This window comes from Sphingobium sp. WTD-1, assembly GCF_030128825.1.
Classification (GTDB): domain Bacteria; phylum Pseudomonadota; class Alphaproteobacteria; order Sphingomonadales; family Sphingomonadaceae; genus Sphingobium.
This window is the reverse complement of record NZ_CP119127.1, coordinates 1,120,316-1,140,828: the sequence shown is the minus strand read 5'-3', so window position 1 is coordinate 1,140,828 and position 20,513 is coordinate 1,120,316. Positions and strand designations below refer to the sequence as shown.

Sequence of the window (20,513 nt, the reverse complement as noted above, 5' to 3'; positions counted from 1 at the left end):
TGTCTGAAATCGTCAAGTCCGGGTGACGCGGGCATGGCAAAAGGGTGAAATGGAGAAGGAATAGGCCATGAACGAGATCAGCAGCATCGGCGCGCCCGGCGAGGATCTGATCGAGCCGGTCATCGTCCCGGTCGAAGCCTATGTGTCGAAGGATTACGCTCGCGCCGAGCAGGACCGGCTATGGCGCAAGGTGTGGCTGCAGGCGGCCCGGCTGGAGGATATTCCCGAGGTTGGCGATTTCGTCACCTACGACATTCTCGAAGATTCGGTCATCATCATGCGCACCGGGCCGGATGAGCTGAGCGCCTATCATAATGTCTGCCCGCATCGCGGCCGCCGCCTGATCGACACGCCAGCGGGCCAGCGCAATGCGCGCGGCAACCGCAAGTCGATCATCTGCGGCTTCCATGGCTGGACCTTCGACCGCCAGGGCCAATGCACCTTCGCCAACCATGCCGATGACTGGCAGGGCAAGCTGACGGCGCAGCGCACCGCGCTCGGCAAGGTCAACGTCGACACATGGGGCGGCTGGGCCTGGATCAATCTCGATCCCGATTGCGGCCCGCTCGCCGACTATCTGGGCGTGGTGCCCGACATGCTCGATCCCTTCGGCCTTCAGAATATGCGCTATCGCTGGCGCAAATGGATCATCTTCGACTGCAACTGGAAGGTCGCGATGGAGGCGTTCAGCGAGACCTATCATGTCCAGACCACCCATCCCGAATTCAACGCCTTTGGCGAATTCCGCGGCTGGGCGCGCAAACATGGGCTGCACACCAATATCGGCTATGAAGCACCCAAGAATATGGACGAGAACCAGGCCAAGCTGCGCATCGGTTCAGGCGACGACCCGCGCCTGTCGACCGCGGAGATGCAGCTCTTCACCTGGGAAAATGCCAACACCAACACGACCATGACTTTGGTCGCCGCCGCCCAGCGATTGAAGGACGAGCTGCCCGAGGGCACCCCTGCGCCGCAGGTGCTGCAGCACTGGCTCGCCACCGCCCGCGCCGACGATGAACGGCGCGGCGTCTTCTGGCCGGTGGTCGAACCCGCCCATACCGCCAAGAGTGGCACCGCCTGGCAGATCTTCCCCAATTTCCAGATCGGCCATGCCGTCAACAACATGCTCTGCTATTCCGCCCGCCCCTATGGCACGGACCCGGACAAGTGCATTTTCGAGGCGGCAGTCTATGAACTGTTCCCGGACGCCGAAACGCCCGCCACCGAATGGGAATATACCAGCGCGGAACAATGGCCACCGGTGCTGCAGCAGGATTTCACCAACATGCAGGCGGTGCAGCAGGGCATGAAGAATGTCGGCTTCCGCGGCACCCAGCCCAACCCCTATATGGAGCGAGCGGTGGCCAGCCTTCATTACAATCTGTCCCGCTACATGGGGACGGGCGCGCCCGCGATAATGGACTGAGTCGCGGGCAGACCCCATCGCGCTTTATGGCTGCGGCAGCTTATGCCGCCGAAGACATCGGATGACCGTCCCCGCGGTTCCGATACCCACGGCACCTTGCGGTGCCGAGTAAAGCCGGCGAATGCCCCCAGGACATTCGCCATTTCAGCTTTATTCCCACTCGATCGTGCCGGGCGGCTTGCTGGTATAGTCGTAGACGACGCGGTTGATGCCCTTGACCTCGTTGATGATGCGGGTCGCAACGCGGCTCAGGAAGGCTGCGTCAAAGGGATAGATGTCGGCGGTCATGCCGTCGGTCGAGGTGACCGCGCGCACCGCGCAAACGCTGTCATAGGTGCGGTAATCGCCCATCACGCCGACGGTGCGGACCGGCAGCAGCACGGCAAATGCCTGCCAGATCGCGTCGTAGAGGCCCGCATTGCGGATTTCCTCCAGATAGATGAAGTCGGCCTTGCGCAATATGTCGCAGCGTTCCTTGGTCACTTCGCCAGGGATGCGGATGGCGAGGCCGGGTCCGGGGAAGGGATGGCGGCCGACGAAAATGTCGGGCAGACCCAGTTCCTTGCCCAGCACGCGCACTTCGTCCTTGAACAGCTCACGCAGCGGCTCGACCAGCTTCATGTTCATGCGTTCGGGCAGGCCGCCGACATTATGGTGCGACTTGATCGTGACCGAAGGGCCGCCGGTGAAGCTGACCGATTCGATCACGTCGGGATAGAGGGTGCCCTGCGCCAGGAAGTCGGCGCCGCCGATCTTGGCGGCTTCTTCCTCGAACACGGCGATGAATTCGCCGCCGATGAACTTGCGCTTCTTTTCCGGGTCGGTGAGGCCCGCGAGGCCGCCCAGGAAGCGCTCCTCGGCGTTCACATGCACCAGCTTGATGCCATAATGCTCGCGGAACAGGCTGACCACCTGCTCGGCTTCGCCCAGGCGCATCAGGCCATGGTCGACGAACACGCAGGTGAGCTGGTCGCCGATCGCTTCATGGATGAGGACGGCGGCCACCGCGCTGTCGACGCCGCCCGACAGGCCGCAGATGACCCGTCCGGTGCCGACCTGTTCGCGGATCTCGGCAATCTTGACCTGGCGGAACTCGGCCATGGTCCAGTCGCCGGCCAGGCCGCAGACATGGCGGACGAAATTGGCGATCAGCTTGCCGCCGTCGGGCGTATGCACGACTTCCGGGTGGAACTGCGTGCCGTAGAATTTGCGTTCCTCGTCGGCGATCACCGCGAAGGGGGCGCCGTCCGACACGGCCACGATCTTGAAGCCGGGCGCGAATTTCGTGACCTTGTCACCATGGCTCATCCACACCTGATGCCGTTCGCCGACTTCCCACAGCCCGTCGAACAGGGCACAGGGTTCGGTCACGGTCAGGAAGGCGCGGCCAAATTCGCCGCCTTCGCCGGTCTCGTGGCCGGGGCGCACTTCGCCGCCCAGCTGATGGCTCATCACCTGCTGGCCATAGCAGATGCCCAGGATCGGCACGCCGGCATCGAACAGCGCCTGCGGCGCACGCGGGCTGCCTTCCTCCGGTACGCCAGCAGGCGAACCGGACAGGATGATGCCCTTGGGCTTCATGCGGTCGAACGCGGCCTGGGCCTGGGTGAAGGGGGCGATCTCGGAATAGACGCCGGCTTCGCGCACGCGCCGGGCGATGAGCTGAGTCACCTGGCTGCCGAAGTCCACGATAAGGATGGAATCCTGAAGGGGCAGCGTCATCGAATCGCCTTTATGTCGAGCGGTGGAAGGGATTCGCGCCCGGTTAGTCGCACCGCCCCGATATGTCCAGTTTTCCCGGTTCAGAGCATCATCCGATTAGGGTAAATCGGATGATGCTCTGATTTCCTTTTGTTTGCCGCATTCTGCGAGTCGTCGGCTGTTCCAGCCGACTTCAGAATGCTCTAGGCCGGCGCAGGACCATCCTGTTTGCGTCCCGCTGCGCGGCCGAGCAGGGCGGCACCGGCCAGCACCAGCGCCGCGATCAGGAAGGCGCTGCCGATGAAGGGCAGGATCGGGCGGGGGCCGACCGAGGCGGAATAGACCGCGCCGAAGAAGAGCGGGGAGACGATGCCGGCGATCGCGCCGACGCTGTTGTTGGCGCCCTGCAACTGACCCTGTTCGCTTTCGGAGACGCGCTGCGTCATCAGCGACTGGATGGTCGGCATGGCCAGGCCCCAGAGCGCATTGGGGAACATGGCCGCGACGAACAGCCAGCCGGTGGGCGCCAGGCCCATGGCGGCGATGCCGACCGCGCCGAAGCCGAGGCCCACGACCATCGTCGTGCGATCGCCCAGCCGCTTGACCACCGGGCCGACCAGCAGACCCTGAACCCCCATGTCCATCAGCCCGACCAGCGCCAGCAAGGTGCCGACCTGCCAGGCGCCCCAGCCATAGCGGTCGCCGGCATAGAGGACGAAGACGGCCGAGAAGAGATGATGGGCGAAATAGAGGAGGAAATTGACGATCGCGAGACTCGACAATTCGGGGTGAGAGCGCAGCAATTGCAGCGCGCCGAAGGGATTGGCGCGGCGCCAGCTGAAGGCCATGCGCTTTTCCGGGGCGAGCGATTCCGGCAGCACGACGAGGCCATAGAGGAAGGCGAGGCCGGACAGGCCGGCCGCGGCCCAGAAAGGGGCGCGGTGCGAGATTTCGCCCAGCACCCCGCCCAGCAAAGGCCCGGCGACGAAGCCCGCGCTGAACGCCGCACCGATCAGGCCATAGCCGCGCGCCCGGCCCTCCGGCGGGGTGATGTCGGCCATATAGGCGAAGGTGGATGTGAAACTGGACGAGGTGATGCCGGCGAGGATGCGGCCCAGCGCCAGCCACCAGAGATTGGGCGCGAGCGCCATCAGCACATAGTCGAGCGCTAGCCCCGCGACCGAGATCAGGATCACCGGCCGGCGCCCGAAGCGGTCGGACAGCGAACCGATCACCGGCGAGCAGAGAAACTGCATCGCCGCCCAAAGCGCGACGAACAGGCCGTTCCACAGGCCCGCGCTGGTGCTGGAGCCGGACAATGTCTCGATCAACTGCGGCAGCACCGGAATGACGATGCCCATCGACATGACGTCCAACAGGGCCGTCACCAGGATGAAGGCGATGGCGGCGGTGCGGCGCGGATGGGTGGGGGCGATCATAGCGCAGGCGCTATCCTGCCGGGATGGCGATGCCAAGGCTTCCCATACCCAAGTTCACCATATCACGCGACGATGTCAGCCAGATAGGCCCGTTCGCTCACCTGCAAACGGGCTTCAGACGATATCCGCAATTTTGATCCAGCGCCGCTCGGCACTGGAGATGCGGATCGCTTCCTGGATGCGTTCGACCTCCAGCGCGCGGGCGAAGTCCGGGGCCGCCACGCCGCGACCATGGATCGCCGCCACCATGGCCTGCATCGACAGCGCCATCGGGTAGCTGGGCTGGGGCTCGCTCTGCCAGTCGAGGGCGATGCCGGGCGTCGCCTTGAATGCATCGGGCAGCGCCACATCCGCCAGCGTGCCGCCCAATTGCCCGGCGCGTAGCGTGCAGTCGCGCGCGGTCGGGAAAGTGGGCGAGGTCGAGACCATCCGTCCCCTCTCGCCGAACAGGTCGAGCAGGAAACCGTCATGCAGCGCCATGCTCCAGCTGATCTGCATCTGCAGCACCAGCCCGCTTTCGAAGCGCAGGATGACATTGGCGAGATCGGTGGTTTCGGGCGTGATGGTGTCGCCGTCCGGGAAAGTCCAGCGCTTGAGTATCTGGCTGTCGTCGGCGACCAGTTCGGCGATCGGGCCGAGCAGGTGGAGCAGCAGATAGAGGGCATGGCTGCCATTGTTGCGCACCGCCGACACCCCCTGCCCGGCCTGCGCGAACCAGTTGTATGGGAACAGCTTGTTGGGCTGGTTGAACAGCGAGATGTTGAAATGGCAGGTGCCGCCGAGCGGCGCGCCGATATGGCCATCGTCCAGCATCGCCTTCATCTGGCGCAGGGCGGGCAGATATTGCGAGAAGGCGTCGACCACGCCGATGCTGGCGCCGCCCTGCCAGGCCGTGTCGATCGCCTTGGCCCCGGCCCAGTCGGGGGCGTGGGGGCTGGCATTATAGACATGCTTGCCATGGGCGAGTGCGGCCAGCACCATCGGCAGGCGGATGCTGGGCCGGGTGCCGAGGTCGACAATGTCGATGTCGGGATCGGCGCACATCTCCTCCGCATTCCAGAAGGCGCGCGGCAGACCGAGCCGCTGCTGCGCGGCGCGGGCCGTTTCCTCGCGCGAGGTGCAGATCGCCGTCACCTCGACGCCCGGAATGGCGCGCCAGGCAGGCAGGTGCGCGAAGGCGCCCCAGGCGGCGCTGACGATGCCGACGCGCAGCACCATCTTATTCGATCGTGCCCAGAACGGTGCCGACCTCATAGGTTTCGCCCGGCTGGGCGATGATGCGCAGCGTGCCGCTGGCCGGAGCCTCGACCTCGTTCGCCGACTTGTCGGCTTCGAGCAGATAGAGCGGCTGGCCCTCGGTGACGGTCGCGCCGTCTTCGGCCAGCCATTCGGCAATCTGTGCCTCGGTCATGGAAAAGCCGATCTTGGGCAGCAGGATGTCGGTGGCCATGGTGTGTCCCCTTTGAAACAGCGAATATCTGTTCCCCTGCTATCGCGCCTTTGGCGGCGGACAATGCGCAAAAGCGGCCCGCCGCCGCCATATCACCGGCGCGATAGAAGGGCGGGGATCAGTAACCGCGCGTGTCGGTCCAATTATCCGTTTCGCCCGGCTTGAAGGTCTTGCCCGGCGTCCTGCCCGATCCGGTCTTGAGGTCGAAGCCGATCGGGTCGGCGCCGCCCTCGATGCCGACGCCGAAGGAGGAAAGCGCCCAGCTGGTCATGACATAATGGCCGATCGAAAAGACCAGATCCATCTTCTGCCGGGTGTCGAAATGGGCGCCCAGCCCGTCCCAGGTGGCGTCGCTGATCTTGCCATCCTCGATCAGTTCGTCGACCGAGCGCAGCACCAGAGTATCTTGCTCCGCCCAGTCGCCGCCTTCGGGAAAATCCCGGATCGCGCCGATTTCCTCCAGCGTGATGCCGGCGTTGAGCGCATAGCCGACATGATTATGCCACTCATAGGCCGAGTTCACCCGCCAGGCGACGCGCAGGATCAGCAGTTCGAGCGCACGCGTCGACAGGCTGTTCGCCATCAGCAGATGCTTGCCCCAGATATTATAGACCTTCCCCAGCGGCGGATGGTTGGCCATCACCATCATGACATTGGTCTTGGACCCCTCCTCCCAGGCATTGGGTTCGCCCCAGAAGGCGAAAACCTCGCGCGCGTCGTCGGTCCACTGGTCGCGCGGCAGATGGGAAATACGGGGGGTGATGTCGGTCATGATGCGTCCTTGATGGAGAATCTCAAAGTCCCTCGACCAGCAGCACGCGATAGGGCGCTGCCTTCATGCGATAGGGCAAGGCCGCCTGATATTCGGGGCAGTCATACCAGGCGCGGGCCTTGGCGGCGTCGGGAAATTCCAGGATGATCGCGCCGTCCGCGCCGTCACCCTCCAGCAATTGCTGCGCGCCATAAACGGCGAGCGGACGGATGCCGTATTGGGCAACGAAGGTCGCCGCATTGGCGCGGTTCATCGCGCTATAGGCGTCCATCGCTTCCTGATCGGCGATCGGGCCTTCGCGGGTGACGATCATGTAGGCGGGCATCGGCAGCGCTCCTCGCGTCAGTGGATGGCGGCGGGCATGGTGCTGCGGTCCCAGCCGCCGGCCGCGGCGAAATCCTTGCGGCAACTGCGGCTGGCGAACCAGGCGAGGATGGTGCTGGGAATGCCGACCAGCAGCGCCCAGCGCATCGCCATGCCGAGCGAATCCTCGCCATAGACCGGGCGCAGCGCGTCGCTGAGCGCGCCGACCAGCACCGGTCCGCCGCCCAAGCCGACGACCTGGATCGACACCATCAGCACCGCGATCGCGGTAGCGCGCGAACGCGAGGGCACCAGCCCCGCCACCACCGCCATCAGCGGCGCGGCGGAGAGGCCGCCCAGCAGCATGTTGAGGCCATAGAGCGGGAAGACGCGTTCACCCGGCCCGGTCAGGATCATCCAGCCAATGCCGGTGGCGCAGGCGCCCGACAGCATCAGGATCCAGACATACCAGCGCATGTCGCGACGGCCGAGATAGTCGGCCAGCGGCCCGCCCAGCGTATGGCCGATCGCCGAGCCGAAGAAGAGCGCGCCGCCCATCTGCAACCCGGCCTGGCTGGCCGGCATGCCATGGGTCCGCTCCATGAAGGCCGGCGCCCAGCTGATGAAGCCCATGGTCAGCAGCGCATTGAGCGAGGCGGCAGCGATCAGCGGCGGCAGGGTGCGGATCGCCAGCAATTCGCGCGCGGTCTGAAGGAAGGGCACGGGCCGCGCCTGTTCGGCCGAGGCGCCGTCGGCCAGCCCCGATCGGCTGTCGCGCAGGGTGAACCAGACGATCGGCGCCAGGATGAAGCCGGGGATGGAGGCAAAGATCAGCGTCTCGCGCCAGCCATAGGCCTGCACCGCCCAGCCACCGACGGCCGGGCCGAGAAAGGTGCCGAGCGAGGCGCCGAGCAGGAAGATGGACAGCGCGGTCGCGCGCTGGCGGATCGGGAAAAGATCGGCGATCCAGGCCTGGGACGGCGGGGTGAAGCCGCCTTCGCCAAGGCCGATGCCGGCGCGGCCGATCAGCAGGATCCAGAAGCTTTTCGCCAGACCGCAGACGATGACGGCGGCGCTCCACACCGTGGCGGCGATGGCGACAATCTTGCGCTTCGACCAGCCATCGGCCAGCCGCGCCAGCGGGATGATGGCGAGGATATAGACGATCGCGATGATCATGTCCTTGGCCATGCCGATCGCGGCGTCGGACAGGCCCAGTTCGTGGCGGATCGGCTCCACCATCACCACCATCAGATATCGTTCGCCCTGGACCGAGGCCGACACCAGAACCATCAGCAGCAGGAAATAGGCGCGATAGGCCATGGAGGGCAGCGCTTCGGGCGGCGTGACAGCGGAAGCCGTGTCGAAATGCGGGTCGCTGTCTGCCATGCGCTTGTCCTCACCTGTTGCGGCGCGGTCGTGGCGCGCGACGATCATGCGGCTGGAGCCGTCTTGTCCGGGCAGGATTTGAAACCGGTTCGCCGCGCGAGGCAATGCGGGCGGGAAAGGATCGCTTGCGCGATGGCCCCTCCCCGTCCGATCATAGAGGATCAGGCGTCCTCGTCGCTCATCCAGTGGACGAAACGCTGGAGTGGCAGCATGCCGTCATGGGCGCCGCCCATCACATGCTTGGCCGCGCCGCCCAGCCGCACCACGCGCTGCGCCCCGGCGCTGGCGAGGCGGTCGCGCAGCGCGAGCTTCCGCTCGGGCGGATAGATGCCGATCGTCTGGGTCGCGACATTCACATAGCGCACCGCCTGATCCAGCGAGGCGACATGGACGACATTGGCGGTCTTGTTGCTGGGGTGGAAATCGACCGGCTCGTCGGTCAGGATGACGAGGCCCCGGCCATCGGGCTTGCCCCAGACCTTGGTATCGTCGCCCATCAGGGTCAGCATCTCGATCTCGTCGCGCACCTCGACCGGCAGCGGATGCGCCACCGCCGACGCCGTTTCGCGATCCTGGCCAAGTTTTTCCTGCAACCTGGCGCAGAAGGATTCCACCCCGGCCCGATCGCCCTCGACGAAGATGAAGCGGCTGGCGAGGCAGGCCTCCTGATTCATCGTCGCGACGTCGGTGGCGGCGGCATCGGCGACATCGTCGATGACGGCGGGATCGAACCCTTCCGGCCCGATCATCGAGATCGACGTCTTGGGATCGAACGACACCATCTGGATGCCCGGCCCCAGATATTTGATGACATTCTTGATCGCGTCGCCGCCGCCCCAGGCGACGATCTTGTCGAAATATTGCGGGCGATAGAGCGTCCCTTCGATCCGCTCGTCGCCGCCGCGCCAATAGACCGCCGACATCGACCGGACGACCGGATGATTAGGATCGACATCGGCCATGGTGCGCAGCATCGCGACGCAGGTGAATGGGTCGCTCGACGGCATCTTGAAGACATTGACCGCCTTCACCAGCGCGCCCTGCGCGATCGACGAGATGCAGCCGGTGGGCGAATTGCCGGCCAGCATATGCACCATGCGCGGCGGAAAGGCGCGCAGCGCGCCGCGATTGCCGTGCATGTCGGTGCGCTCCACCCAGCGGTCGAGTGCGGCGGGGTTGAGGAAGCTCGATTCGATGCTGCAGCGCAGTCCCTCGGGCGTCAGGAAATGCTTGGCCCGCCGGAACAGATTTTCCACCACCCGGCGCGGCAGCGGATTCACCTTGACCGTATGCTCCAGCGCCGCCTGAAGATAGGGATTGGTTTCGAAATCCATCCGCTGCCCGGCCTCGACCAGGAAATCGATGATCTCGCTGACCGGCACGTCGAGCAGCGGCGGCAGTTCTGATCGCGGCGCGACCAGCGCGTTGAGGTCGATCTGCGGCGTCGCGAAATCGACGCCCAGGTCGCGCGAGCGATGGCGTACCGCCCCGCCCTCGACCAGTCTGCCGCGCACGAAATGATCGACGCGGATCGGTTCGGCCGCCGTTTCGACCGGGGCCGTCTGTTCAAGCACGCTCATGCCACACCTCGCACATAGGCATCGACGGTGCCCGCGCAGCCGATCTTGTCGTCGCCGTCCAGATCGGCATAGCGGGCAATATTGTCGCGAATGGATGGCCCGCTATTGCCGCAGGCACAGGGGCTGTAGTCGACCGATATCCGGTCGCCGGTGATGACCCCACCCCAGCGGCCGTCGAGCGACAGGTCGAAGAAGGCGGCCCGCCCCTCGACCTCGCCGTCATGGGCGTGATCGATCAGCGCATCGCCATCCTTGTCCAGGATCATCGGCACGATCCAGGGCGGCACATGATAGCGCCCGCCCTCGCGGCATTTGGGCATGCCGCTGTTGAGTTCCTGCATCGAATAATTCTGGAAATGCCGGCCTTCGGGAATGTTGAAGGTCTCATGCACGAACTGCTGATAATCGTCCGGCAGTTGCGCGCGCTTCAGGCCGCCGCCGATATAGATGCAGTTGTCCGGGTTGAAATCCTTGGCGTTATAACCGCGCTCCCGCACCGCCTTGGCGACATGGTAAAGCGCGTTCCACATGCCCGCGATATAGAGTTTGTCGGCGCGATGTTCGATCATCGCATCGGCGGCGATATGGACGGCGGCGTCCATCGCCTCCTGCCGGAAGCGGGACGTTTCCTCGAACTCGGCAATGTCGCCGGGCAGCGCACTGCCGTCCGCCATCGCCTTGCGCAGCACCACCATGCGGGTCAGCGATCCGACGGTGATCGGCGGCACCGGATATTGGAACATTTCCTTGGCGGGATCGCCAAAGGCCGCGCGCTGGGCCTCCCCGATAATCTCGTTCTTGGGCACTTTGGCGACCGGGGCCAGCCCCATGATGCGACGATCCTGCGCCGGCTGCACGCCCGATCCCCAGGCGAAGACGTTGACGGTATCGACCTTCGACCAGTCCATGTCCGCCTGCGACGCGATCAGCATCGCCGACTTGCCGGTGGTGCCACTGGAGCAGGATACATAATGGCCCGCCGCCTGCAGCCGCGCGATCCAGTCGTCGACATCGGTGATGCCGTCCAGATCGATGTCGGTGACCGGATGGGCCGAAATGGTGCCCAGCCACTGGGTCAGCTTGTCCCAGCGCTGCTGCATCAGCCAATTTTCGGGATAGCTCTTGTAGGCCGTGTGCGGGAACAGCAGCTTCACCGCGTCGTCGAGCGAGGTCACTTCGCTGATCCCCGCTTCCCGCGCGCGGTGGCCGAGCAGGCGGATGCCGTCCTTCTTTTCCTGGAACCGTTCGTTCAGCGCCGCGATCTGCGCGTCGCGCAATTCGGCGTGGGGAATGTTGAATCGATAGTCCGAACTGACCAGTCCGGTGAGGCGATCGGCCTGCGCGCCCATATCCTGCTCCTTGCCCTTGTGGCTCTGGTGCATTAATAGCACCTGATGCGTATCATTATGCATGATTCGCAAAAGGCGGCAAGGGCCATAATGATGCTGGTCATGGACACACCGATTTCAGACCCCCGCCCCGCCGCCGGGCGCCCGACCCGCGCGCAGGCGCAGGCGCGCCAGGCCGAAATGCTCGACGCGGCGCTCGACATGTTCCTCGACAAGGGGTTCGAGCTGACGACGATGGAGGCGGTGGCCGCCGCCGTCGGCATGACCAAGCGCACCATCTATGCCCGCTATGCCGACAAGGCGGCGCTGTTCATGGCCGCGGTTGGCCGCGCGATCACCCGCACCGCCACGCCGCGCGCCGCGCTGGAGGCGATCGCCGGCGACGATCTGGAAACCATATTGGTCGCGATCGCCCGGCTGCGCATCGCCGACCTGTCGACGCCCGAGGGTGTTCGGCTGCGGCGGATCATCACCACCGAATCCTATCGCTTCCCCGACCTTCTGATGCTGTCCTACAGCCAGGGCGCCCAGCCGGTGCACGACCATCTGGCCGACCTGCTGCGCCGCCATGATAGCGCCGGGGCGATTTGCGTGGACCGTCCGGACATGGCAGCCAGCCTGTTCATGACGATGGTGCTGGGCGGGCCGATCCGGCTGGTGGGTTCCCCCCAGCCTATGAGCGCCGCCGAGGTGGACGACTGGGTGCGGGCCGCCGTGCACCTGTTCCTGAACGGCATAAGGACCAGATCGGACTAGCAACCCGGACCACCCGCAAGAGGGGGCCGGCACCAGATGAGGAGAGGGATATGGGATCGGCCTATTGGGGCGAATTGCGGACGCATTGGCGCCCCCTGCTTGCCGCGACGATGGGACTGGGCTTCGGCATCGGCCTGTCGGCCTATACGATGAGCCTGTTCGCGCCGAAGATGATCGGCGAGTTCGGCTGGGAAAAATCGCAATTCGCCCTGCTCGGCAGCTTCGGCCTACTGATGCTGATCATGCAGCCGATCACTGGGCGGCTGACCGACCGGTTCGGGGTGCGCGCCGTCTCCGCCGTGGGCGTGCTGGCGGGGCCGATCGCCTATCTCGGCTTCGCCTTCCAGCCCGGCAGCATCCGCGCCTTCTTCGCCGTCGCCGTGCTGCAGATCATCCTTGGCACGCTGACCACATCGCCGGTCTATACCCGCATCGTCGCCGAACGGTTCGAGCGGGCACGCGGCCTTGCCTTCTCGATCGTGATGACCGGCCCGCCGCTGGTCGGCGCGGTGATCGCCCCGCTGCTCGGCAGCTTCATCGAGAGCCAGGGCTGGCGCAACGGCTATCTGCTGATGGGCGGCGTCACCCTGGTCTTCGGCCTGATCGCGGTGCTGCTGACGCCCGCCCATATCGGCGTGCATCCCCATGACGAAACCGACAAACAGGCGGGGCCAGCGCCGGTCGGCAGCCGCGTCATCTTCCGCAATCCCGCCTTCTGGGTGCTGATCGTCGGCATGGTGCTGGTCAATTTCCCACAGGGGCTCGCTTCGGCCCAGATGAAGCTGGTGCTGATGGACAGCGGCGCCGCGTCGCAGACCGCGACCTGGCTGATTTCCATCTATGCCATCGGCGTGCTGCTGGGCCGCTTCGCCTGCGGCCTGTCGCTCGACCGGATGCCGCCGCACCATGTCGCCGCGCTGGCGCTGGCGATGCCCGCGATCGGCATGGCGCTGATGGCCTCGCCGCTAGATGCGACCATCGTCCTGGCTCTCTCGGTCGCGATGATGGGGCTGGCGCAGGGGGCGGAGGGCGACATCGCCGCCTATCTCGTCTCGCGCCGTTTTGGCCTGGGCGTGTTCAGCCTGGTCATGGGTTTTGTCGGCGCGGCGATCGCGGGCGGGGCGGCGCTGGGATCGCTGACGCTCAGCCTGACCCTGAGCATCTGGGGCAGCTATGCGCCGTTCCTGGCGCTCAGCGCCTGCGTCACCCTGGCCGGCGCTGCCCTGTTCCTGACCCTGGGGCGCCGTCCCCCCACCATGGAGCCCGTCTACGCATGAGCGACACCCAACGCACCGCGATCGTTACCGGCGCCAGCGCCGGCGTCGGCAAGGAAGCCGCCCGCGCCCTGCTGCAACAGGGCTGGCGCGTGATCGGCATCGGCCGAGACGCCGACCGCTGCGCCGCGGCGGAGGCCGACCTCGGGGCCGATGCCGGCGGCGATTTCACGATGCTGCGCGCCGATCTTTCCGCCATGGCCGATACGGCGCGGGTCGCGCAGGAAATTGCGGCAAGCGCGCCGGAGATCGACGCGCTGCTCAACAATGCCGGCGGCGTGGTAGCGGAGCGGACGATCACGCCGGAGGGGTTCGAGGCAACCTTTGCCTCCAACCATCTCGCGCCCTTCCTGCTGACGCAGACGCTGCTGCCCAATCTGCGCGCCACCGCCGCCAGGCGGGGGCCGGGCGCGGTGCGCGTGATCGCCGTGTCCTCGACCGGGCATGAGCAGAGTCCGGGCATCCAATGGGATGACCTCAGCTTCGCCGACAATTTCGTCGGCGGCGCGGCCTATTGCCATGCCAAGCTCGCCAATATCCTGTTCACCCGCGAACTGGCCCGCCGCGTGGCCGGTGACGGCATCATCGCCCACGCCATGCATCCTGGTGTGGTCGCGAGCAATTTCGCCAGCCACTGCGACGCGCCGATGCAGGCCTATATGGAATCGATTCTCGACCGGTCGGTCACCCCGGCGCAGGCAGCCGACACATTGGTCTGGCTCGCCAGCGCCGAGGAACCGGGGCACAGCAGCGGCGGCTATTTCCATCAGCGCGCGGAACTGACGCCGTCGGCGGCCGCACAGGATGATGCTCAGGCGCTGAAGCTATGGCAGCTCAGCGAAGCGATGGTGGCGGGTTTCTAGAGCATTCTCCGATTAGGTTGAATCGGAGAATGCTCTAATTTCCTTTTGTTTGCCGCATTCTGCGAGTCGTCGGCTGTTCCAGCCGACTTCAGAATGCTCTAGCCCCGCCCCTCGGCCACGATGCGGAACTCGTCGAAGATATCGGTCGGGATAGCATAGCCGGCGCCATCGTCGCTGATCCTGTCGATATGGGCGGCGATATCCTCGGCAGTCGGCGGCGCGTCCAGCCCATGGTCCCATCCCTTCGTCGCGCCGACGAACACCCGTGCGATCCGGCCGCCCAGCGCGGAATAGATGCTGTGGGTCGACGTGCAGCACTCATGGGCCAGATACGCGACCAGGCCGGCGGTGAAGCGTGGATCGAAACTGGGACCGAGCGCCCGGCCCCAGGGATTATGGCCGAGCGTCCCCTCGCTCATCCCTGCCGACATGCGGCTGGCGGCATTGGGCATGACCGCGTTGCAGAGGATGCCGTGCGGGCGCCCCTCCTCCGCCAGATTGTGCATCAGCCCCATGACGCCGCCCTTGGCCGCGCCATAGGCCGACAATTGCCCCATCCCCAGCATCCCGCCGCCCGATGTGGTCAGCACCAGCCGGCCGCCGCCCTGCGCCCGCATATGCGGCCAGGCGGCGCGCGCGACATTGAAGGAGCCGCGCACATGGACGGCGAGCAGCGCGTCGAGATCGGTCGCGGTCAGATCCTCGAGCGGCGCAAAGCGCATGTTGCCGGCATTGGCGATCACCGCGTCGATCCGGCCGAAACGGGCGATGGCGAGGTCGATCATTTCCTGCGCGCCGTCGGGCGACGACACATCATCGCCATTGGCGATCGCGATGCCGCCCGCCGCGACGATTTCCGCCGCGACGGCGTCGGCCATGGTCGAGGATGCCCCCTCCCCCGATACCGATCCGCCCAGATCATTGACGATGACGGCGCCGCCGCGTGCGGCGATGTCGCGCGCATAGGCGCGGCCGAGGCCCCCGCCCGCCCCCGTGATGAGGATGGTGCGGCCGGTGAAATCGATCCTGTCCATGCTCACCCCAGTTGCGCGATGATCTGCGGCAGGTCGGCGGTGGTGCGGATTCCCGGCGGCGCATCGCAGACCGCCGCAATGGCATTCACCGCGCGATGGGCGGTCAGGCCCGGCGTGAAGGCGGCATAATCCTCCGGCGCGACCGGGAAGCTGATGTGGACGTCGAGCGGCGTGTCGCCCTCAACCCGGATACGCCAGCCGGATTCGCGCAATTCCCAGTCGGGCCGGTCGATGTCGCGGGTGCAATACCAGTTGGCGCGAAAGCGCAGCACGGCCTTGTCGCCCTGCATCCCCGATATGGTGATGCGTTGGGCGCCGACCGTGCCGGCCGCGATCGTGCCGGCCGCGATCGTCACGTCGCGGGTCGCCGCCGCCATTTCGCCGAATGCCTCCCACCGGTCGACCGCGATGCCGGCGGCGTCGGCCAGCTGGGCAAGCGAGCCGGCGAAATCATGCTTCACATAGTCGACCTTGCGCTGGTCGAAGGCGGTCGGCGCGACGCCATAGCCCATGATGTTGAACAGCAAATCGGGCGAATCCCGGCTTTCCATGTCGGCAAACTCGTCGATCGTCAGGCAGTCGTGCCGGCGCGAGAGCGAGAGCAGCGGGATTGTCAGCGCCTCGGTCACGAAACCGGGGCTGGAGCCGGTGCTGTAGATCGAGCTGTTGCCGGCCTGGCAGGCGGCCTCGATCCGGGCGCGGACGTCCGGGTCCAGAGAGGCGGGGTGGTGGAAATCGCCGCGCGTGGTGACGACATTCTTGCCCGATGCCAGCAGCCGGCACAGTTCGTCGATATCGGTCCCCTGCCGCATATAGAGGACACAGTCGGCCGGCGTCGCGACCAGCGCGTCGACATCACTGGTGGCGGTGATGCCCTGCGGCACGGTGCCGGCGAGCGTGCCGGCATCCTGCCCCGCCTTGGCCGCCGAACTGACCCACAGGCCGGCCAGGTCCAGCCCCGGATGCTCGATCACCGCGCGCAGGGCGCGGCCGCCGATATTGCCGGTGGCCCACTGGATCACCCGATAGTGCTTGCCCATCGCCATCCTCTCCCTTGCCGCCCGATCAGAATTTGACGCCGGCCTGGACGCCCCAGGTCGCGGGCGCGCTCCAGACATTGCCGATGCCGAAATTATTGCTGAGTACCTGGGTGCGGTAGCGGCTGTCGGTGACATTGTCGCCGAAGACGGCCAGCGAGAAACGATCGCTGGCGTCGGTCCATTCGGCGCGCAGCGCCAGCACCTCATAGCCCTTCTGCGCGAACTGGGTGCCGGACGGGCCGAAATAGAATTTCGAGGTGTAATAGAGATTGCCCGCCAGGGCGAGCGAACCGCCCGCCAGGTCCAGCGTGTAGCGCGCGCCGACATTGCCGGTGAAGTCGGGCGTGCGCTGCATATGCACATCGTTGAGCTGGGTCGGCACGACGACGAAGCTGATCCCCTGCGCCGCGCAACTGGCGAGGGTGCAGCGCGTATAGATCGGCGCATCCTCGAAATTGGTGTAGCGCGCATGGGTATAGGCGGCGCCGACATTGAACTGGAACCGGTCGGTCAGCCGATAGGAAAGCTGGCCTTCCAGACCATAGATTTCCGACGAGGCGGCGTTGATGATCTGGGCCGAGGGCGGGTTGCCGCGATAGAGCGACACCTGCAGATTTTTGTAATCATAATAATAGGCCGACAGATCGACCGACAGGCGGCGATCATCATATTTGAAGCCCGCTTCAAAGGCGTCGATATCCTCCGGCGCGACCTTGTTGCCGGTATTGCCGCCGACGTCGAGAATGCCCGATTTATAGCCCTTGCTGTAGGAGGCGTAGACGCTCGATTCCTCGCTGGGCTTATAGCGCAGCACCGCGCGCGGCGTGAACTTGTTGCCCTTGAGGTCGGGCACATAGGTGCGCGTGGCCGAGAAGGGGATGATATAATAGGCGTCGCCGATCCTGTCGTGGCTGTAGCGCCCACCCACCGTCAAGAAGAGGTCGGGCGTGAAGGCATAGGTGAGGTCGGCAAAGGCGGCATAGGATTTGCTGTTGGTGCCCGAACCGCCCAGCGCAATGCTGGCGAGCGGATCGCCGGCGGTCGGCGTGCCGACCCGCGTGCCCCATCGATCCTTGTTGTTGAAGTAGAAGAGGCCGGCGGTCCATTGCAGCGGCCCGCCCGGCTTCGAGGTCAGCAGCAATTCCTGCGAGACGGTCTGGTTGCGCACCGGAATGTGCAACAGGAAGATATTCGCCGCCGTACTGTCCAGATCCTCGACGATCAGCGAATTTTCGTCGCGATACTGGGTGTAGGAGGTGAGGTCGGCAAAGCCCAGGTCCGCCTTCAGCGTCCCCTGGATCACATCATTGTTCGACAGGAATTCGGTCGGGCCGCCGGTCGCCACGTCATCATGTTTGGTCGCGTAGAGGCTGGACGGCAGGTTGGTGCCCGCGCCGCCAATATCGTCGCCGACATAGATGTTGGTGTTGAGCAGGGTCGGATCGTCGGTATCGCTATGGGTGTAGCGCAGCAGCAGCGACACGGAATCGCTCAGGTCCGCCTTGATCCCCGTTCGCACCGACCAGTTGCTATAGCGCCCGTCGCGGTCGCTGCCGGTGGTGATATTATGGACGAAGCCGTTGCCGCGCCGGAACAGCGCCTCGACATCCATCGCCACATCCTGAACTACGCCGAAGGTGGCATAGCCCTGCACCGCCAGGCTGTTGAAGCGGCCATAGCTGACCTTGAACTCGCCCGCGCCGTCGCTGCTGGGATCGGCGGTTGTCAGCAGGATCGCGCCGCCGGTGGTGTTCCGGCCGAACAGTGTGCCCTGCGGTCCTTTCAGCACCTGCACGCTTTTCAGGCTCATCAGCTGGAAATCGGCGGCCAGCGGGTTGGGCGAGTAGAAGCCGTCGACATAGATGCCCACATTGGCGCCGCCGCCCGAGCTGGCGACCGCGGTGCCGACACCGCGAATGGTCGGCTGGACGAAGGCGGCGGCGCTGTCGAAGCGCAGCGCCGGGGTGACGGTGGCGATGTCGGTCAGCTGGCTGGCGCCGGCGCTGGTCAGCTGGTCCTGGGTGACGGTGGTGATGCTGATCGGCACGTCGCGCGACAATTCGGCGCGACGCTGCGCGGTGACGATGATCAGATCCTGGTCATTCTGGACCGGCGGCGGCGCCGCCTCCTGCGCGACGGCCAGGTGCGAGACCGTGGCCAGCAGCATGGCCGCGCCAATGCCCGACGAACGAATAAGCGTCTTCCGATGGATCATCCCTTGCCTCCCATGATCGGTGCCGGTGGTCCGGCCTTCCCTATGGGCGGCATGATAGTGCGGAGAACGACGGTCTCGCGCGCAGATAAGCGGTCGGCGCCGGACTCATCGCCTCGGCGTTGCCGCGCCGCGTTCAGGGGCCGAGATATCCGATCGTATCCTGACGCGGATCGGGCGTATCGGCGCGCCAGCGGACCGATCCGAATGGCCGCTCCAGCCGCCGCCGCACCCGTACCTCGCCGGCCTTGCGGTCAAAGGCGCGCGCCACCTGCTGCGCCAGCTTGTCGGCCTGGGTGAAACGATCGCGCATATGGAGATAATCGCCCCAGGTCGGGCATTGATAGCGCTCAGTCCACAGCGCGGGATTGGCGATGTCGCGCGCGATCGACCAGTTGAAGCCGCCATTGCGCATGCGGGTGCGCTGCACCTCCACCATCGCCGCATAGAAATCGCGCGCCTGATCAGGATCGACATCATAGTCGATCTCGATGATGACCGGGCCGGAACGCCGGGTGAGCGCCATGCCGACTTCCGGTTCGCCCGCAATGACGAAGGGCTCGACATCCGCCTCGCTGGTTTCGGGCAGCGGCAACAGCCAGCCCACCAGCGGCAGCAATGCCAATGCCAGCCCCGATCCATACATGGCGATGTCGACCGACCAGCTTTGCGCCACCAGCCCCCAGAGCAGCGCGCCGATCGCGATGCCGCCGGTCAGCGCCGAGGAGAAGAGCGACAAGGCCCGCGCCGTGACCCAGCGCGGTGCCGACAGCTGGACCGAGACGTTGAACAGGGCGATGGTCAGGATATTGGCGCCCCCCGCGACCAGCAATGCCAGGCAGGTGAGCGGCACATGGCGGCTGACCCCGACCAGCGCGAGCGCGATGCCGCTGACCAGCGCCAGCACGGCGGTGGTCCGCTGCGTTCCGAAGCGGTCGCGGCATGGCCCGACCAGCAGCGCCCCCAGCACGGCGCCCACCCCGCTGGCGCCCAACAACAGGCCATAGACGCTGGCATCGCCACCCAGCAGATCCTTCGCCACAAGCGGCGCAAGCGCCGACGCCGACGCCCCGGCCAGTCCGAACAGGAAGGCGCGCAGCAGCACCGTGCGGATCGCCCCCGCATGCAGCGCGTAACGCATGCCCGACACCATCGCCCGGTGGAACTGTTCGGGCGGCAGGCGCGCAGGGACATGACGCCGCTGCCAGGCGAAGAAGGCGAGGAACAGCGGCAGATAGCAGATGGCGTTGATCGCAAAGGCGGCATGGGCACCGGCCGCCAGCACGATGATGCCACCCAGCGCCGGACCGAAGCTGCGCGCGACATTATAGCTGATCGTGCCCAGCGCCACGGCGGCGGGCAGCAGGCGCGGCCCGACCTGTTCGCTGATCGACGCCTGCCAGGCCGGCGAATAGAGCGCGACGCCCGCGCCGATCAGCGAACAGAAGGCGAGCAGCATCCAGGGCGAACTATGCCCGGTCCAGGCCAGGAAGGTCAGCAGCGCGGCGCAGGCCATGGAGAAAGCGAGGCCGCTCATCGCGATCCGCCGGCGGTCGAACATGTCGGCAAAGGCGCCGGCGGGCAATGTCACCAGCATCAGCGGCAGCATCATCGCGGTCTGGACCAGTGCCACCATGCTGGGCGACGCGCTCATCCGCGTCATTTCCCATGCCGCGCCGACGCCCAGGATCAGCTGGCCGAAGTTGGAGAGCAGGCTGGCGGTCCAGATGCGGCGGAACACCGGTTCGCGCAGCGGCGCGAAGCTGCCGCCCGTCGCCTGCGCGACTTCGCCTTGCGCCATCCTTCTCCCTCCTCATCATCTGCCCGCCCAGCCTGCACCAGCCGGGCGACACAGGCCAATCCGCGCGCGATCAATCGCCTGTGCGATTGGGGGCCGTCCCGCTTCCATGCGATAGGATGCG

Annotated in this window: 17 protein-coding genes; 4 read left to right on the top strand and 13 right to left on the bottom strand. The window is 66.0% G+C overall.

Annotated features, from left to right (window positions below; genetic code table 11):
* Positions 1–67: 67 nt before the first annotated feature.
* Positions 68–1,429: an aromatic ring-hydroxylating oxygenase subunit alpha gene (locus N6H05_RS05620; protein ID WP_284113034.1), complete on the top strand. Its 1,362-nt coding sequence runs from the start codon at positions 68–70 to the stop codon at positions 1,427–1,429.
* Positions 1,430–1,579: 150 nt separating this feature from the next.
* On the opposite strand, the gene guaA is transcribed toward N6H05_RS05620, so the two are convergent.
* The 9 genes from guaA to N6H05_RS05575 all read right to left on the bottom strand — a co-directional run bounded on the left by guaA (position 1,580) and on the right by N6H05_RS05575 (position 11,445).
* Positions 1,580–3,151 (bottom strand): glutamine-hydrolyzing GMP synthase, encoded by a 1,572-nt coding sequence (gene guaA, locus N6H05_RS05615; RefSeq protein WP_017499169.1) that lies wholly within the window; start codon positions 3,149–3,151, stop codon positions 1,580–1,582.
* 182 nt (positions 3,152–3,333) lie between these two features.
* Positions 3,334–4,569 (bottom strand): TCR/Tet family MFS transporter, encoded by a 1,236-nt coding sequence (locus N6H05_RS05610; protein WP_284113033.1) that lies wholly within the window; start codon positions 4,567–4,569, stop codon positions 3,334–3,336.
* 114 nt (positions 4,570–4,683) lie between these two features.
* Positions 4,684–5,787 carry a Gfo/Idh/MocA family protein gene (locus N6H05_RS05605; protein WP_284113032.1) on the bottom strand — a complete coding sequence of 368 codons (1,104 nt, stop codon included), beginning with the start codon at positions 5,785–5,787 and terminating at the stop codon, positions 4,684–4,686.
* Between the two features lies 1 nt (position 5,788).
* Positions 5,789–6,019, bottom strand: a complete 231-nt coding sequence (locus tag N6H05_RS05600) for a biotin/lipoyl-containing protein (protein WP_004209482.1) — start codon at positions 6,017–6,019, stop codon at positions 5,789–5,791.
* 118 nt (positions 6,020–6,137) lie between these two features.
* Positions 6,138–6,791, bottom strand: a complete 654-nt coding sequence (locus tag N6H05_RS05595) for a carboxymuconolactone decarboxylase family protein (protein WP_284113031.1) — start codon at positions 6,789–6,791, stop codon at positions 6,138–6,140.
* A 22-nt stretch (positions 6,792–6,813) separates the two neighbouring features.
* Positions 6,814–7,116 (bottom strand): DUF1330 domain-containing protein, encoded by a 303-nt coding sequence (locus N6H05_RS05590; protein ID WP_284113030.1) that lies wholly within the window; start codon positions 7,114–7,116, stop codon positions 6,814–6,816.
* Between the two features lie 17 nt (positions 7,117–7,133).
* Entirely contained in the window at positions 7,134–8,531 is a 1,398-nt protein-coding gene (locus tag N6H05_RS05585; protein ID WP_284113029.1) for an MFS transporter, read from the bottom strand.
* A gap of 113 nt (positions 8,532–8,644) precedes the next feature.
* Positions 8,645–10,063: an acyl-CoA reductase gene (locus N6H05_RS05580; protein ID WP_284113028.1), complete on the bottom strand. Its 1,419-nt coding sequence runs from the start codon at positions 10,061–10,063 to the stop codon at positions 8,645–8,647.
* On the bottom strand, positions 10,060–11,445 hold the full coding sequence (locus N6H05_RS05575) for a hypothetical protein (protein ID WP_284113027.1): 1,386 nt from the start codon (positions 11,443–11,445) through the stop codon (positions 10,060–10,062). Before N6H05_RS05575 ends, N6H05_RS05580 begins: the two co-directional genes overlap by 4 nt.
* Positions 11,446–11,514: 69 nt before the next feature.
* Between N6H05_RS05575 and N6H05_RS05570 the strand changes: the two genes are divergently transcribed.
* The 3 genes from N6H05_RS05570 to N6H05_RS05560 are packed head-to-tail and all read left to right on the top strand — an operon-like array spanning position 11,515 to position 14,305.
* Positions 11,515–12,168 carry a TetR/AcrR family transcriptional regulator gene (locus tag N6H05_RS05570; RefSeq protein ID WP_284113026.1) on the top strand — a complete coding sequence of 218 codons (654 nt, stop codon included), beginning with the start codon at positions 11,515–11,517 and terminating at the stop codon, positions 12,166–12,168.
* A gap of 50 nt (positions 12,169–12,218) precedes the next feature.
* Positions 12,219–13,445, top strand: a complete 1,227-nt coding sequence (locus tag N6H05_RS05565) for an MFS transporter (protein ID WP_284113025.1) — start codon at positions 12,219–12,221, stop codon at positions 13,443–13,445.
* Positions 13,442–14,305, top strand: a complete 864-nt coding sequence (locus N6H05_RS05560; protein WP_284113024.1) for an SDR family NAD(P)-dependent oxidoreductase — start codon at positions 13,442–13,444, stop codon at positions 14,303–14,305. The genes N6H05_RS05565 and N6H05_RS05560 overlap by 4 nt, the downstream gene beginning before the upstream one ends.
* Positions 14,306–14,403: 98 nt before the next feature.
* On the opposite strand, the gene N6H05_RS05555 is transcribed toward N6H05_RS05560, so the two are convergent.
* The 4 genes from N6H05_RS05555 to N6H05_RS05540 form a co-directional block, all read right to left on the bottom strand.
* Positions 14,404–15,339: an SDR family NAD(P)-dependent oxidoreductase gene (locus tag N6H05_RS05555; protein WP_284113023.1), complete on the bottom strand. Its 936-nt coding sequence runs from the start codon at positions 15,337–15,339 to the stop codon at positions 14,404–14,406.
* Between the two features lie 2 nt (positions 15,340–15,341).
* Positions 15,342–16,379, bottom strand: a complete 1,038-nt coding sequence (locus tag N6H05_RS05550; protein ID WP_284113022.1) for an NAD(P)H-dependent amine dehydrogenase family protein — start codon at positions 16,377–16,379, stop codon at positions 15,342–15,344.
* A gap of 25 nt (positions 16,380–16,404) precedes the next feature.
* The gene (locus N6H05_RS05545; protein ID WP_284113021.1) at positions 16,405–18,594 is read right to left on the bottom strand and encodes a TonB-dependent receptor; all 2,190 of its coding nucleotides are present in this window, start codon (positions 18,592–18,594) and stop codon (positions 16,405–16,407) included.
* 133 nt (positions 18,595–18,727) lie between these two features.
* A complete protein-coding gene (locus tag N6H05_RS05540) occupies positions 18,728–20,392 on the bottom strand; it encodes an MFS transporter (RefSeq protein ID WP_284113020.1) in 1,665 nt (554 codons plus the stop codon).
* Between the last annotated feature and the right edge of the window lie 121 nt (positions 20,393–20,513).